Consider the following 15,073-nt stretch of genomic DNA (forward strand, 5'->3'; position numbering starts at 1 on the left):
CTTCGAGTAAATCTAAAATTCGAACTCAAATACGACTAAATTAAAGTTTTTCAAGGGGTTAAAATTGGCTGCCACTAAATTTAGAGTGCAGAAAACCACGCCCAGAATCTGTGTGAATAAAACCGTTAGGAGCACAGGTATTTAGGACAGCCAGTTGTTTGTTATTTTTTATATATTGATTTCGCAGTGAGTTAGGAGCTAACTCAAAATTCAGTTAGTTCTGTGTTGCAGTACTTGCTTCAAACTTACCCTTTTTTACAGCATGACCACGCCACATCAGAAGAGTAATGGTTGAAATCACTGTGCCGACAATCGCAGCACCGAACCAGATTGCAGCAGCAGAGAATGCGCCTAAACCAGAATCGTGTAACAAGAAAATAGAGAAGATACCTGCGCCCGGAGTGGATAGACCAATACCTGCCGCACCCACCATTGCACCTGTTACTACAGAGCCTAGTAAGAATGAGCCGATTACACGGATTGGATCTTCAATCGCCATTGGGATTGCACCTTCAGTAATACCCGCAAGACCAAGTAGCCATGTAGATTTACCGGTTTCAATCTCAAAGTCTTTGAATAAGCGTGGAGCAATCATGGTAGAAGCCGTTACCGTGAACGCCGATACCATTTTTACTGAGCCAAAGATTGCGTAAGGACCATAAACACCGTTTGCCATTGCACCTAAACAGAATGCGTAAGCAGCTTTGTTTACCGGACCACCTAGGTCGAATGATACAAACAGACCTAAAATTGCACCCAATAACAACGCATTGGTGCCTGACATACCGTTCAACCAGTCCGTTAAACCTTGGTTTAAGAACGCAACAGGTTTACCGATAACAAACAGCATCAAGCTACCCGCTACCAAAGTACCAATCACAGGGTAAAGGTAGAAAGTAAGGAAACCGTTAAATGCAGGGCCTAAGCGAACATGCTCTTTTACCCAACGCATTACGTAACCCGCAATCAAACCACCAACAACACCGCCTAGGAAACCAGAACCAATGATGTTTGCGGCAATACCCGCAGCAAAACCAGGACCAAGTGCCGGTTTGTCGGCTAATGAGTATGCTGTGTAAGCTGCCAGTACTGGCACCATTAATGTACCTAATAGGCCGCCACCTAATTTACGATACATCCACAGCCAAGAATCTTTTGTTGCGTAAAGCTCTTGCAGGTCAAAAATTTGCGCGATAAGAACAGCAACCGCAAGAACAGTACCACCAGCAACGATAAGAGGAACTGCGTAAGAAATACCAGAAAGCAGCGCTTGTTTAAGCTCAGTTTTCAGTGGCAGTTTTTTCGGTTTGTCATCAGTAGCCACTGTGCGTTCTGCACCGTTACCTTTTTTCGACTCTTCAATCGCTTCATTTAGAATGCGTTCACCGTGTTTAATCGGTTCTGCAACTGGCGTTTCAACACGAGGGATTCCGTTAAAACGATCCACTTCTTTAATCGCGACTTCAGCAGCAAAAACACACGCCACAGCATTGTTTAATTGCTCAGCCGTCAAACGATCTTCAATGCCATTTGCGCCCTGCTTTTCAACATGAACCTTGTAGCCAAGCTTTTTGCCCGCTTTTTCAAGGTATTCTGCAGCCATATAGGTGTGAGCAATGCCTGCAGGGCAAGCAGTAACACATACAATTGTCGGCGCATTTGTATCTAAGTTGTCTTGTTTTTCTTCTTGCTGATTATCGCCATCAAGAAGCGCGAAGATTTCATCAGCGGTTGTTGCTTTTAATACTGCTTCACGAACATCGTCATCAACCAATGTGGTTGTCAGTTCGGTCAGCAGGTGCATGTGGGTAGAACCCGCTTCTGCATTTGGAATGGCAATTAGGAAGATAAGATTCACATCTTCGTCTTCATCTAGGCCTTTCCATTTCATGTCTTCTTTCAATGTTGCAACAGCGAAACCAGCTTCTTTAACCGCGTCAGTCTTGCCGTGCGGTACTGCTAGGCCTTCGCCAAGCGCTGTCGGGCCTTGCTCTTCACGAGCAAATACTGCATCAAGATACTCTTGTTTGTTGTGCAGTTTGCCTTGCTGATTCAGTTGGTCAGCAAGTGCGTAAATCGCTTCTTCTCGACTGCTAAACGTAGTTTGCAGATTTACGAGCGACTTATTCGTTAGAGTAGTAAGTTTCATAACCTTTGTCCCATAGTCACGGATTAGTACGACAGTCGTCCCTGTCGACGAGATGAATAATACAACTTCAAGACATTTAATCCGTGATCACGATCTCATCAATACATATTTGTATTTAATTTGTATTTAAACTGTATTGGTAAATCCTTTAAGAAAGCTTGTTATGTATCGTTTAATTTGTATTATATGTACTACAAAACACCGATACGATGCTCACACTAACCTTTAAAGCAAAGCTTATATAGAGCAAATTTACGTATTTAAGGTACAGGTTGTTAATCAAAGTCTAGTTGTCCTAGCGCACAAATGAGGCAAAAATGGCAAGACTCCCTATGTATCGCCAAATCGCCGATGCAATAAGAGAAAAGATCAGTTCTGGAGAATATAAAGTTGGAGAAGCACTCCCAACGGAAGCGCAATTGCGTGAAGTATTCTCGGTAAGCCGCGTAACGGTTAGGCAAGCACTGAAACTACTGATCGAAAACGATGAGCTTGAAAGCGTTCAAGGCAGCGGCACTTACGTAAAAGAGAACAAGATCAATTACGACATCTACAAACAGTCGAGCTTTCAAGAAAAGTGGGCGCATTTGGATGTGGTTACACACAGTGAAGTTCTGGCCTTTGAAATGAAGCCCTGTTCTTTGGCGATGTCTGAACATCTAGATATTAAAGAAGGCGAATTAGTTTTCTACGTAAAGCGTGTTCGCTTCATAGACAACAATCCAATCACGGTTGAAGAAACTTGGTTACCTGTTGCTCTATTCCCAGATCTCACCTATCAAGTGATGCAGACATCAAAATACGACTTTATTGAGAACACCAAAGGCATGGTGATTGATCGAAGTGAGCAGGAATTGGTACCGATTCTTCCGCCTGAAGACGTTGCTAAACAGTTAGGTATTGACCCTGCTCAACCGATTATTGAAAAACGTACTCGTGGTTACCTAGCTAACAACACAGTATTTGAATACAGCCGCAACTACTTCACATCTAACGATTACCGATTCACTTTGGTCGCCAGACGCCAGAGATAATGCTCATCAGCGAGTTTCGATAATAGCAAAATGACCAACACAGAGAGCGCCTTGTTCTCTGTGTTTCTATGCTGTTAACTCAATCATAAAACCAACTTTCCTACCCAAATATTCCTAAACCAATATCAAGTAACCTCACGAAAGATCATTCACATTCATTTAAATACTGTTCTGGCGCTTTGACCATAAACTAAGCGCCAAATTACAAGAACAACAGTCGACAGGAATGCAGATGAATACCAAACAACTTGAGGACGCTGTAAGTGAAGTGAGCTTATTCAATCAGCACCTCCACTTAATCCAATCCGTGCATACCATTCCGACCCCAAAAATGAATTGGGAGTCGATTGCGATGGAACCTGCGCCGACAATGCCAACGGTTCGATTCGATCACTGTCTACTCATCAGACTAACACTTAGTTCGTCGTGTTAAATCACTTTATATACAAAACCATTATGTCGAAACACACTATCTCACGAACATCGCACCCATTAGCAAATACAATTTCATACACACGATTCCTACCAAAGCTACCTTTAGTTCTAATCGCTTTCTCTATGCCCCTATTCGCAGAAGAAGTTGAAGAAGTGGTACTCGAGGACGAAGTCGTATTAAATGAAGGTTCTGAGTTAAACGAAGAAGCTGAAGAATCGCCTTATTATAACTTGTGTTTTAGCGCTTACTTATGGGAAGTAAGTAGGCGTTAAACATAAGTAATCTTTAAATGTAAGTAAGCTTAAAAGCTAAGATTCTCACCTCTTTACTCCGATAAATACCCACTTCGTTACACGTTTCCTTCCAAAGTACAAAAAATACTCGCGATTTATAAAATAACACCACCATATGCAAATAGAACAACCAAAGGTGATCCAAGTTATATTCTAACAAGCCACAAAATTTGTTTATTAACATCTAAACAACAGTAGTTATTCACGATTTACAACCACAATTAACATCGAAAAAAATGTTTGTCTTAGATCATATCAACCTCAACTATGCCTCGTGCCACAGTGCAGTTTTCTGTACATTCATTGTCATATTCTGAAACACTTTCTTATATTTTTTAAACTTTGTGGAGATTTCTATGTTAGAGCTCTTGATCGGATTAGTGATTACTATTGCTGTTGGTTACTTTATTGTAAAAGGCTATAAAGCGGCGGGTGTATTACTAACTGCTGGCCTTGCCCTACTTCTTATCACCGGCCTTATTGGTCACACAGTCTTACCAGCTAAGGTAGCTTCAACAGGTAACATGGTTACCGACTCACTAGAATTTGTTAAATACATGCTTCAGTACCGCGGGGGCGGCCTAGGCATGCAAATCATGCTTCTTTGTGGTTTTGCTTCTTACATGACGCACATTGGTGCTAACAACGTGGTAGTGAAACAGTTCTCTAAACCGCTTGCTGCGATCAAATCTCCCTATGTACTTCTTGTTGCGGCTTACATCGTAGCGTGTCTGATGTCTCTAGCAGTAAGTTCTGCAACGGGTCTTGGTGTGCTATTGATGGCAACCCTATTCCCAATGATGACGGCAATGGGTATTTCTCGCCCAGCGGCAGTTGCAGTTTGTGCGTCACCTGCAGCCATCATTCTTTCACCAACGTCTGGTGATGTGGTTATCGCGGCAGAAAAATCAGGCATGTCTCTTGATGTGTTTGCTGTTCAAACGGTACTGCCTGTTTCTATCTGTGCGATCATCGTGATGGCGGGTGCGGCTTTCTTCTGGAACAAATACCTAGATAAGAAAGAAAACACACCAATGGAAAAAGTAGACGTTTCTGAAATCGAAACAACGGCGCCGGCTTTCTACGCTGCACTTCCATTCCTACCTATCATCGGCGTTTTCCTATTCAACGGTCGTACGATTCCAGGGCTTTCACTTGATATCTACACTATTGTGGTAGGTTCTATCTTCGTAGGCGCAGTTATCGATTACGTTGTTAAGAAGTTTGACGGCGAGAAAACACTAGAAGATCTAGACTCTTGCTACCAAGGCATGGCTGACGCGTTCAAAGGCGTGGTAATGCTGTTGGTTGCGGCGGGCGTATTTGCTCAAGGTCTAATGTCTATCGGTGCAATTGATAACCTAATCGGTCTTGCCGAATCTGCAGGCGCAGGCGGCATCGCATTGATGCTTATCCTCACAGGTCTAACGGTTGCTGCGGCAATTGCGACAGGTTCAGGTAATGCACCTTTCTATGCATTCGTAGAACTGGCTCCATCATTAGCGGCGAAAATGGGCTTGAACCCAGCGTTCCTAATCATCCCAATGCTTCAAGCATCGAACCTAGGTCGTACAATTTCACCAGTATCTGGCGTAATCGTAGCGACTTCTGGTATGGGTAAAATCAGCCCATTTGAAGTCGTAAAACGTACGTCTGTACCCGTAATCTGTGGTCTTATTACGGTTATCTTCGGTACGCTTGTATTGGTTCCAATGTCGGCGTAAGCCTTAAGTTTCTAATCTCAAAGAACGAAGAACAAACGAACACCAATACTGAATATAAAATGCGTAAACAAAAAGGCGCTGAACTTAATAAGTTCAGCGCCTTTTTTAATGTCACTTTCTCAACATCGTTAAAACTATCGAGACATGTACAAAATGTATAAACAGTCAGGCTTGAAATAGTGTTATCTCAAAGGAACAAGCCCTACTTCATTTCACCATAGCGTTCTAGATACAGAACCGTTGCAGCGGTACGGGAAGGCACTTGCAGCTTTTTCAACAAGCTTTTCATATGTACCTTAACTGTCGATTCAGAAATAAACAGGTGATCGGCGATCTGCTTATTACGGTAACCTTTCGCGACTTCTTGAAGGATCTGCATTTCACGTTCAGTCAGTTGTTCGAAGATATCATTGCGGCTTCCAGCATCATTTAGGTAACGAGCAACCACACTGCTGTAAGCCTTGTCACCGCTGTGTGCTTGCTTAAGCAGTTCAATTAACTCATCGGGTTCAGTGTCTTTCAACAAGTAGCCATCAGCGCCTGCTTTTACAATCGCTTCAATGTCTGCAGGGCTATCAGAAACCGTTAGAATAACAATGTTTGCGCTAGAACCGTCAGTGCGAAGTGCTTTCAAGGTATCTAAACCAGACATGCCCTTCATATTGAGATCCAAAAGGATCAAATCAGGTTCTTCTTCATGAGCAAGAGCAACCGCTTCAGTGCCGTTACTTGCTTCTGCAATCACTTCGAATTCGTCTTCAAAGCTCAGTAATTGGCTTATACCTCTGCGCATCAATGGATGATCATCAACCAGCATTACTTTACAAATCGTCAACTTTAACTTCCTTCAAACTTTTATATTTCAATATGACTGTACAGCCTTCACCTTGCGCCGCTTCAATCGTCAAGTCGCCATTCAGTCTTGCCGCACGCTCCTGCATAATGCTCATCCCGTAGTGGTTCACCTTGGAACTACTTGAGTCAAAGCCATCTCCATTATCTTTTATCACGACTAATACTTCACCGTCCTCATCGATACAGCATACATCTATCAAGTCGGCATTGGCGTGTTTTATTGCATTTATTGTTGCTTCACGAATCAATTGAAGCAAGTGAACCTGACTATGCGCATCAAGCTCGATCGATGAGAGATTATTAGTGAGGTTAATCTTCGCATCGGTTCTCTCGCTGAGCGCCTCAAGCATGGTACTTAAGGCGTCTCCAAAGTTGCCCTCTTTAATGGTCAACCTAAATGTGGTGAGTAGCTCTCTTAACTGGGTATAAGCGTCGGCTAAGCCGTTTCCGATCTCAGACGCGATTTGTTCAGATTGCTCTCGGTGCTGTTGCTCTGGCAGTTTGCCAATCACACGCTTTAATAGTGTAACTTGAATTTTCAAGTACGACAGTGATTGAGCCAATGAATCGTGGAGTTCACGTGCAATCGTGGCACGCTCTTCCATGATAATAAGCTGTTCAGCTTTCTTTTGAGCACGATTGTAGTAGATCGCTCTCGATAGCAGTTGAATGAAGCTTTCGATCAGAGCTTTAGTTGAGTGCCCGTGGTGATATGAACAGTATAAATAGCCGAGAATAAGTTCGTTATCGTCGAGTTTCATCTCAAACTTTTCGTAGTCTAAATTCGAATCGTAACCTTCATCCATAATCAATGAACGGCCTGAGTTATCGACAATCTCGAGCCTCAGTGATCCAATCCCTTCCAAGCTCACGAGATGCTGCAAGATAGCTCGGAAGTTTTCAGGAGCAATACGCGTCACCGTGAGCTCTTGTGACGAGTTATAAAGTGCCTGCAGCGACTGGTTCGCATTTTGCAACTCAATCGTCTTTGCATCCACCACATCTTCAAGGTTTCGATAAAGCACGCCTAAATCTTTGGCCATCGAGTTGAAGGTTTTGGTCAAAATGCCCATTTCGTTGTTACTGGTCACCTTGAGTTCTACCTCGAAGTCGCTGTTTTTGATTCTTTGGCTCGCACCGACAAGAGCATGTAGCGGTTTAACAACCTGTTTACGTACAAAGTGAACAACAAAAAGAGATATGACCAGAATCCCACCAAGGCCGATACCACCAGCCCACGCTAACTTTATTAACTTGTCTTCAGAGAACTCTTGCAGCTTATAAACGAAGCCATCGATTTCAGCCACGAAGTTTTCAACCAACACGAGATAGTGATCGCGCTCTTCGCTATTCAAGACCTGTTTTAGCTCATGCCAACGGCCGATAATTAAATAGTAATCTTCTGTGATGTCTGTCGGAACATTCCAACTGACCAAATTGGTCATGGATGGCGAGTAAAGAGAACTTTCGAATTCACGAATATGAGATTCATAATCGACAGATTCTATTTGAATATCATGGGCTAAACGGTAGCTTTGCATTCGCATTGAACCGGCCACGTTAACCGCTTCCGCATCATTCAAACTTGAAGCCAAAGTAAAGATGGCAAAGCCAGTCGTAGCAACCGACAACAGCAGTATAGAGAGCAAAGATTTTGCTATCGTACTTGTTACAGATGAAACCGGTTTTATAAGCAAAAGTGCCTTCCTATTGATAAATGACTTGCCAGCGATATCGTATTGTCACACATCAAAAATCATAGCTCCATTCAATATGTGATCACTCGCTCCGTAATTTATTGATCTAAGACAATATATGCCCCCAATTAGCCCTTAGGGGGTATTTATACAATTGTTTCTAAAACTACACTACTTGTGAGGACTCATTACAAGATATTAATAGAATAATGACCTACAATTACAACATCTTAGTAACATCTATAGGTATCTAGTGGTAGATCTATCAAAACGCCGTCTTTTTTCAAGACGAAAAGTTGACTCAAGCCAGATTCGTTTGCCTTGGATTGACAGCCTAGAAAGCTTTACAGATGACTGTACTCGCTGCGGTAAATGCATCGAGAGTTGTGAGACTAAGATAATCATTGTAGGCGATGGTGGTTTTCCCACTGTAGATTTCTCTATTGATGAGTGTACGTTCTGCTATCAATGTGCAGATGTTTGTCCCGAACCCATTTTTAAGCCAAAGCAAGGAGAGCCTTGGCAAGCAAAAGCACAAATCTCTGATAAGTGTTTAGCGCAACAAAATGTTGAATGCCGAAGCTGTGGTGACATGTGTGAACCTATGGCCATTCAATTTGAACTTAGAGCAGGCAGTGTTGCTCTACCAAAAATCGAGTTAGATGAGTGTAGCGGTTGTGGGGCCTGCGTAGCAATTTGCCCTACTTCGGCTATTCTTGTGAGTAATGCATAAAACAAAAATAACGAGAGCAATTTATGGCACTAAATGAAGTGCATATATCAAGTTTAGTCGTGCATGTGAGCCCAGAGCATCTAGACGAGATCAAAGCACAAATCGAGCAATTCGATAATGCAGAGATTTACGGCAGCAGCCCTGAAGGCAAAATCATCGTGGTCCTAGAAACCGAGAACCAAGGTTTTGTAACGGACACCATCGAAGAAATTAATAATATTACGAACGTTTTAGGGACAGCTTTGGTTTATCACCAAATCGAGACTGGACTGGACGAAACGGATTTAGAAACTGGAAGCAACAATTCTCAACTTGAGGGTGAAGTATGAAAATGACAAGACGTGCGTTTGTGAAAGCAAACGCAGCTGCATCAGCGGCAGCCGTTGCAGGTGTAACTCTACCGGCAACAGCAACCAACCTGATTGCTAGCTCTGATCAAACAAAAATCACGTGGGATAAAGCGCCTTGTCGTTTTTGTGGTACGGGCTGTTCAGTACTAGTAGGTACTCAAAACGGTAAAGTGGTTGCGACTCAAGGCGATCCAGAAGCTCCTGTAAACAAAGGCCTTAACTGTATTAAAGGCTACTTCCTTTCAAAAATCATGTACGGTAAAGACCGTCTTGAGACTCCTCTACTTCGCATGAAAGACGGTGAGTTCCATAAAGATGGTGATTTCGCACCCGTATCTTGGGACAAAGCGTTCGACGTGATGGCTGAGAAATGGAAAGCTTCACTGAAGAAGAACGGTCCAACAGGTGTTGGTATGTTCGGTTCAGGCCAATGGACAGTAATGGAAGGCTACGCAGCCGTTAAGATGATGAAAGCGGGTTTCCGTTCAAACAACATAGATCCAAACGCTCGTCACTGTATGGCTTCTGCTGTAGTAGGCTTCATGCGCACTTTCGGTATTGATGAGCCAATGGGTTGTTACGATGACTTTGAACACGCAGACGCATTCGTACTGTGGGGTTCAAACATGGCAGAAATGCACCCAGTACTATGGACTCGTATTACAGACCGTCGTCTAAGCCACCCACACGTTAAAGTAAACGTACTGTCTACTTACTACCACCGTTCTTTCGAGCTTGCAGACACGGGTTACATCTTCAACCCTCAGTCTGACCTTGCGATCGCAAACTTCATCGCAAACTACATCATCCAAAACGATGCGGTTAACTGGGACTTCGTGAACAAGCACACGAACTTCAAGCAAGCAACGACAGACATCGGTTACGGTCTGCGTGACGATGATCCACTACAGAAAGCAGCCGCAAACCCTAACTCAGGCGAAATGACTGCTATCTCTTTCGAAGACTACAAAGCGTCTGTTGCTGAATACACAGTTGAGAAAGCGTCTGAAATGTCAGGTGTATCTCAAGAAGACCTTATCAAGCTGGCTAAGCAATATGCCGATCCAAACATCAAAGTAATGTCACTTTGGACTATGGGTATGAACCAACATACTCGTGGCGTATGGATGAACAGCCTTGTGTACAACATCCACCTTCTTACAGGTAAGATTTCTACTCCAGGTAACAGCCCATTCTCACTAACTGGCCAACCGTCAGCGTGTGGTACAGCGCGTGAAGTTGGTACATTCGCTCACCGTTTACCTGCCGATATGGTGGTTGCTAACCCTAAACACCGTAAAATTGCAGAAGATATCTGGAAACTTCCAGAAGGCACCATTCCACCGGTACCCGGCGCTCACGCTGTTCTTCAAGACCGTATGTTGAAAGACGGTAAAATCAACGCTTACTGGGTAATGTGTAACAACAACATGCAAGCGGGTCCAAACATCAACACTGAACGTCTGCCAGGTTACCGTAACCCAGATAACTTCATTGTATGTTCTGACCCGTACCCAACGGCAACAGCTCAAGCGGCTGACCTCATCCTTCCAACAGCAATGTGGATTGAGAAAGAAGGCGCTTACGGTAACGCAGAGCGTCGTACACAAGCATGGTACCAACAAGTGAAAACTGTAGGTGAAGCTAAGTCTGACCTATGGCAAATCATGGAATTCTCTAAGCGCTTCACTATTGAAGAAGTTTGGGGTGAAGAACTGGTTGCGAAAATGCCTGAGTACCGTGGCAAAACCATGTACGACGTGCTTTACAAAAACGGCAACGTTGATGCATTCCCACTGTCTGAAGCTCAAGAGCTTAACGACGATGCACAAGCTCAAGGTTTCTACGTTCAAAAAGGTCTATTCGAAGAATACGCAGCCTTTGGTCGCGGCCACGGTCACGATTTAGCACCATACGATCGCTACCACCAAGTTCGTGGTCTACGTTGGCCTGTTGTTGACGGTAAAGAGACACTATGGCGCTTTAAAGAAGGTTCAGATCCATATGCTAAGAAAGGTTCTGATTGGGACTTCTACGGCAAACCAGATGGTAAAGCACTGATCATCAATGCACCATACGAAGCGCCACCTGAAGTACCAAACGATGAATACGATATGTGGCTATGTACAGGTCGTGTTCTTGAGCACTGGCACACAGGTACTATGACTCGTCGTGTACCAGAACTTTACAAAGCAGTACCGGATGCACTTTGTTACATCCACCCTGCTGATGCTAAAGCTCGTGGTCTTCGCCGTGGTGATGAAGTTCTTATCGAAAACAAACGTGGTGAAGTACGCGTTCGTGTTGAAACTCGTGGTCGTAACCGTCCACCACAAGGCTTGGTATTCGTACCATTCTTTGATGCAAGAATTCTGATCAACAAGTTGATCTTGGATGCAACGGATCCTCTATCTAAACAGACGGATTACAAGAAGTGTCCAGTTAAGATCACTAAGGTCGCTTAAGGACAATATGTTCTTACCACTTAGCTCGTAGATCTGACGTTTTTAATATTGCGACTGCTTTTTTCGTTACTTTTTGAAAGAAGTAGTCCACTCAAAGAATTAGCCTTTAGGCGGAGAAATTAACCATGAAAAAACTGATTACTGCCCTACTATCAGCTGGTCTTTTGCTAGCTGGTGCAGTTCAAGCTGAAGCTGAACTGGATAACCCAGGCGGCATTGGTGGCGTAGAATCTCTACGTGGTGCAAGTGAACTTGAAGCAACTCGCGCAGCAGATGACTTCAAAAAGTTCCCTCGTGACCAAGTACTTGAGAGTGACTACGTATACCAACCACCTCTAGTGCCTCATACTATTCGTAGCTATGAAGTTTCTCTTAACGCTAACAAGTGTCTTTCTTGCCACAGCTGGAAAAACGCAAAAGAAATGGGTGCTACTAAAGTGAGTGTAACTCACTACATGAACCGTGAAGATGCGGTACTTGCAGACGTATCACCTCGTCGTTACTTCTGTCTACAGTGTCACGTACCTCAAGCTAATGCTAAGCCACTAGTTGAGAACGAGTTCAAACCTGTAGATTCACTGCGTTAATCGTAGCCGGACTGTAAGAGAGGCTATATATGATAAAATTACTTAAAGCGTTTTGGAAAAGACTTGCGACACCAAGCAAAGCAGCCGTAGGCGTTGTTTTGTTCTTGGGTTTCTCGGGTGGTCTTTTGTTCTGGGGTGCATTCAACACGGGTATGGAGGCAACCAACACGGAAGAATTCTGTTCTGGCTGTCACGCACCTATCGTTGCTGAAATCCAAGAGACAATTCACTACTCTAACCGTTCTGGTGTTCGTGCTATCTGTTCAGACTGTCACGTTCCTCATGAATGGACAGATAAAATTGTTCGTAAGGTTCAAGCATCTAAAGAGCTATACGCACACTTTATTGCGAAAACCATCAATACTGAAGAAAAGTTCAAAGCACGTCGTGCTCACCTAGCGGAACGCGAATGGGCTCGATTGAAGAAGAACGATTCACTTGAGTGTCGTAACTGTCACCAGTTCGATTACATGGACTTCTCAGAGCAGAGCCCCCGTAGTGCGAAACAACACTCGACTGCGCTAGCTTCTGGTGAAAAAACGTGTGTAGACTGTCACAAAGGTATTGCACACAAACTACCAGACATGCACGGCGTTGAAGGCTGGCAATAAGGAGCGATTGAATGAGTACTTTAGAAAGCGTAATTTGGCACATCCTAGGTTACAGCGCTATGCCAGTTATCATTCTTGGTGGCTTTGCAGCTGTTGCAGCCGTATCTCTTTGGATTTTATCTATGGGTAAAGACAAAGAAATCGATTAACAATCGAGATTCCATCAACTTCTACCAGATAATTCTGATATGAGTTGATACGAAAAAGCCACTGATTTCAGTGGCTTTTTTATTATCTGACGTTGTGTATCTTTATAATTGAATGTGACTTAACGCCCTAAGCTTCGTTTTCTGGCGCTTCGTTTTCTGGCGCTTCTTTCTCTGCGGTCTCTTTATCAACCTGCTCTTGATCGACAATCGGCAGCACCTGTTTTACATAGTTGCCTGGCGCTTTGCCAATCACAGGATTAAGCTCTGAGCCTTGATTGAAAGGTTCGATTTTTTCGTCAGTTTCAAAACCTTGTAGCCACTGATTCCAGTGTGTCCACCAAGACCCCTCATTATGAGTCGCATTAGTTAGCCACTCATCCGCCGAGTCGTCTAGGTTGTCATTCAGCCAGAACCCGTACTTCTTCTTATCTGGATGGTTAACAATACCCGCGATATGACCAGATTCACCAAGCACGAACGTCTTGTTGCCACCGGTATTCAAGGCACCACGGTAAGTCCCCTGCCAAAGCGCGATATGATCTTCTTTCGCTGAAATGAAGTAGCTTGGTATTTTTATCTTATTGAGATCAATCCAGACACCGCCTACTTTCACGCCTTTGTCTTGAACAAGTTTATTCTCAAGGTAAAGCTCACGCAGCAAGAAATTATGGCATTTAGCTGCAACGTTAGTGCTGTCACTGTTCCAGTACAACAGATCAAACTCCATTGGGCTGCTGCCTTTTAGGTAGTTATCAATGTAGTAGTTCCAGTACAGGCTGTTTTCACGAAGCAAACTGAATGTCACGCTTAATGAACGACCATCCATGAATCCTTTAGCATCGTTCTGTTTCTCAATGGCGTTAATGATCGTTTCATTGATATATGCGCCAACCTCTCCCGGCTGAGAGAAGTCTAATAGAGTCGTAAAAAAGGTCGCAGTTTTAATGCGTTTCTTCATTCTTTTAGCAGCATAGTAAGCGACCGTTGAAGCGAGAACAGTACCACCAATGCAGTAACCTGCAGCATTGATTTGCTCTTTACCCGTGATATCTTCAATTGCCGTCACGGCTTTCGCTACGCCTTCCGTGACATAGTCACCGAACTCTAAGTCTTTTTGCGCTTCACCTGGGTTGCGCCAAGACATCATGAAGACGCTGTGCCCTTGCTCAAGCAACCAACGAACCATTGAGTTCTTTTCACGAAGGTCGAGAATGTAGTACTTATTGATGAATGGAGGAACGATCAACAAAGGCGTGGCGTTCACCTGAGGTGTTTTTGGGTAGTATTGAATAAGCTCGAACAGATCATTTTGAAAAACGACATCACCTTCCGTGTTCGCAACATCAACACCTAATCGGAAGGCATTATTGTTGGTCATACGGATCTTGAGGATATCCGCGCTCGCTTCAACGTCAGCTTGTAGCTGCTCTAGCCCATCTAGCAAGTTCTCACCATTGCGCTCAAGCGTTAGCTTCATCAACTCTGGGTTAGTCGCAATGAAGTTACTAGGAGAAAGAGCATTGATAGCCTGACGTGAAAAGAACGCCACACGTTCCTTGGTTTTCTCGTCTATGCCTTCGATTGAATTAATGGTGTCTATATAGCTTTTGCTGAATAACAAATAAGACTGCTTGATAAAGCTGTAAAACGGGTCATTTTTCCACGCTTCATCAATAAAGCGTTTATCACTGCGCTCTTCAGTAATGACGCTTTCGGTATTACCCATCAGTGCGGCATTTTGCCAAATCTTAAGTTGCTGTTCCCACCACTGGGATTGTAACTGAAGGAGAACGGCGGGTTGGTTAGCGGCTTGCTCGAAGATTTTTGACGCATCATCAAAATTCAACTCTTGCATCGCTTGATTTAGGGGAGATTGCGCGGCTTCCTTGTTTTGTTCAAAGTTTTCCCACCATTGCTGGTTTGTTTGTTGAAGTTTAACAAGGTAGTCCGAAAAGAAGTGTTGAAACATAACATGACTCCAATAATCGGA

At 43.7% G+C, this 15,073-nt stretch carries 14 protein-coding genes; 10 read left to right on the plus strand and 4 right to left on the minus strand.

Translation table 11 applies throughout. The features are described 5' to 3' along the window. Window positions 1-214: 214 nt before the first annotated feature. Window positions 215-2,149, minus strand: coding sequence for a PTS 2-O-a-mannosyl-D-glycerate transporter subunit IIABC (gene mngA / locus AB4209_RS06440; protein ID WP_017070591.1), 1,935 nt, complete (start codon window positions 2,147-2,149; stop codon window positions 215-217). Window positions 2,150-2,466: 317 nt separating this feature from the next. On the opposite strand from mngA, the gene AB4209_RS06445 reads away from it, so the two are divergent. The 4 genes from AB4209_RS06445 (at window position 2,467) to dcuC (ending at window position 5,636) form a co-directional block, all read left to right on the plus strand. Next, on the plus strand, window positions 2,467-3,183 hold the full coding sequence (locus AB4209_RS06445) for a GntR family transcriptional regulator (RefSeq protein ID WP_009845448.1): 717 nt from the start codon (window positions 2,467-2,469) through the stop codon (window positions 3,181-3,183). A gap of 232 nt (window positions 3,184-3,415) precedes the next feature. Beyond that, window positions 3,416-3,616 carry a hypothetical protein gene (locus AB4209_RS06450; RefSeq protein ID WP_080582262.1) on the plus strand — a complete coding sequence of 67 codons (201 nt, stop codon included), beginning with the start codon at window positions 3,416-3,418 and terminating at the stop codon, window positions 3,614-3,616. 23 nt (window positions 3,617-3,639) lie between these two features. Continuing rightward, window positions 3,640-3,891, plus strand: a complete 252-nt coding sequence (locus tag AB4209_RS06455; protein WP_133151380.1) for a hypothetical protein — start codon at window positions 3,640-3,642, stop codon at window positions 3,889-3,891. Between the two features lie 377 nt (window positions 3,892-4,268). Continuing rightward, entirely contained in the window at window positions 4,269-5,636 is a 1,368-nt protein-coding gene (gene dcuC / locus AB4209_RS06460; protein WP_017062608.1) for an anaerobic C4-dicarboxylate transporter DcuC, read from the plus strand. Window positions 5,637-5,838: 202 nt separating this feature from the next. Here dcuC and AB4209_RS06465 read toward each other — a convergent pair whose 3' ends face one another. Both AB4209_RS06465 and narQ read right to left on the minus strand, forming a co-directional pair. Then, window positions 5,839-6,471 (minus strand): response regulator, encoded by a 633-nt coding sequence (locus tag AB4209_RS06465; RefSeq protein ID WP_017062609.1) that lies wholly within the window; start codon window positions 6,469-6,471, stop codon window positions 5,839-5,841. After that, on the minus strand, window positions 6,458-8,188 hold the full coding sequence (gene narQ, locus AB4209_RS06470; protein ID WP_017062610.1) for a nitrate/nitrite two-component system sensor histidine kinase NarQ: 1,731 nt from the start codon (window positions 8,186-8,188) through the stop codon (window positions 6,458-6,460). The genes AB4209_RS06465 and narQ overlap by 14 nt, the downstream gene beginning before the upstream one ends. 253 nt (window positions 8,189-8,441) lie before the next feature. On the opposite strand from narQ, the gene napF reads away from it, so the two are divergent. From napF to AB4209_RS06500, 6 genes are all read left to right on the plus strand, one after another. Continuing rightward, entirely contained in the window at window positions 8,442-8,921 is a 480-nt protein-coding gene (gene napF, locus AB4209_RS06475) for a ferredoxin-type protein NapF (protein WP_017062611.1), read from the plus strand. A gap of 23 nt (window positions 8,922-8,944) precedes the next feature. After that, window positions 8,945-9,250 carry a chaperone NapD gene (locus AB4209_RS06480; protein WP_019824440.1) on the plus strand — a complete coding sequence of 102 codons (306 nt, stop codon included), beginning with the start codon at window positions 8,945-8,947 and terminating at the stop codon, window positions 9,248-9,250. Next, the gene (gene napA, locus AB4209_RS06485) at window positions 9,247-11,736 is read left to right on the plus strand and encodes a periplasmic nitrate reductase subunit alpha (RefSeq protein ID WP_372055219.1); all 2,490 of its coding nucleotides are present in this window, start codon (window positions 9,247-9,249) and stop codon (window positions 11,734-11,736) included. Before AB4209_RS06480 ends, napA begins: the two co-directional genes overlap by 4 nt. Before the next feature lie 125 nt (window positions 11,737-11,861). Beyond that, window positions 11,862-12,323, plus strand: a complete 462-nt coding sequence (locus tag AB4209_RS06490; protein WP_017062614.1) for a nitrate reductase cytochrome c-type subunit — start codon at window positions 11,862-11,864, stop codon at window positions 12,321-12,323. A gap of 29 nt (window positions 12,324-12,352) precedes the next feature. Then, complete coding sequence (locus tag AB4209_RS06495; RefSeq protein WP_009845456.1) at window positions 12,353-12,934, plus strand: NapC/NirT family cytochrome c; 582 nt, start codon at window positions 12,353-12,355, stop codon at window positions 12,932-12,934. Window positions 12,935-12,945: 11 nt separating this feature from the next. Then, the gene (locus AB4209_RS06500) at window positions 12,946-13,083 is read left to right on the plus strand and encodes a TIGR02808 family protein (protein ID WP_372055221.1); all 138 of its coding nucleotides are present in this window, start codon (window positions 12,946-12,948) and stop codon (window positions 13,081-13,083) included. Window positions 13,084-13,210: 127 nt separating this feature from the next. Here AB4209_RS06500 and phaC read toward each other — a convergent pair whose 3' ends face one another. After that, the gene (gene phaC, locus AB4209_RS06505) at window positions 13,211-15,052 is read right to left on the minus strand and encodes a class I poly(R)-hydroxyalkanoic acid synthase (protein WP_372055223.1); all 1,842 of its coding nucleotides are present in this window, start codon (window positions 15,050-15,052) and stop codon (window positions 13,211-13,213) included. Window positions 15,053-15,073: the final 21 nt, after the last annotated feature.

The sequence above is a fragment of the Vibrio sp. 10N.286.48.C11 genome, from assembly GCF_041469805.1.
Lineage (GTDB): Bacteria > Pseudomonadota > Gammaproteobacteria > Enterobacterales > Vibrionaceae > Vibrio > Vibrio crassostreae_C.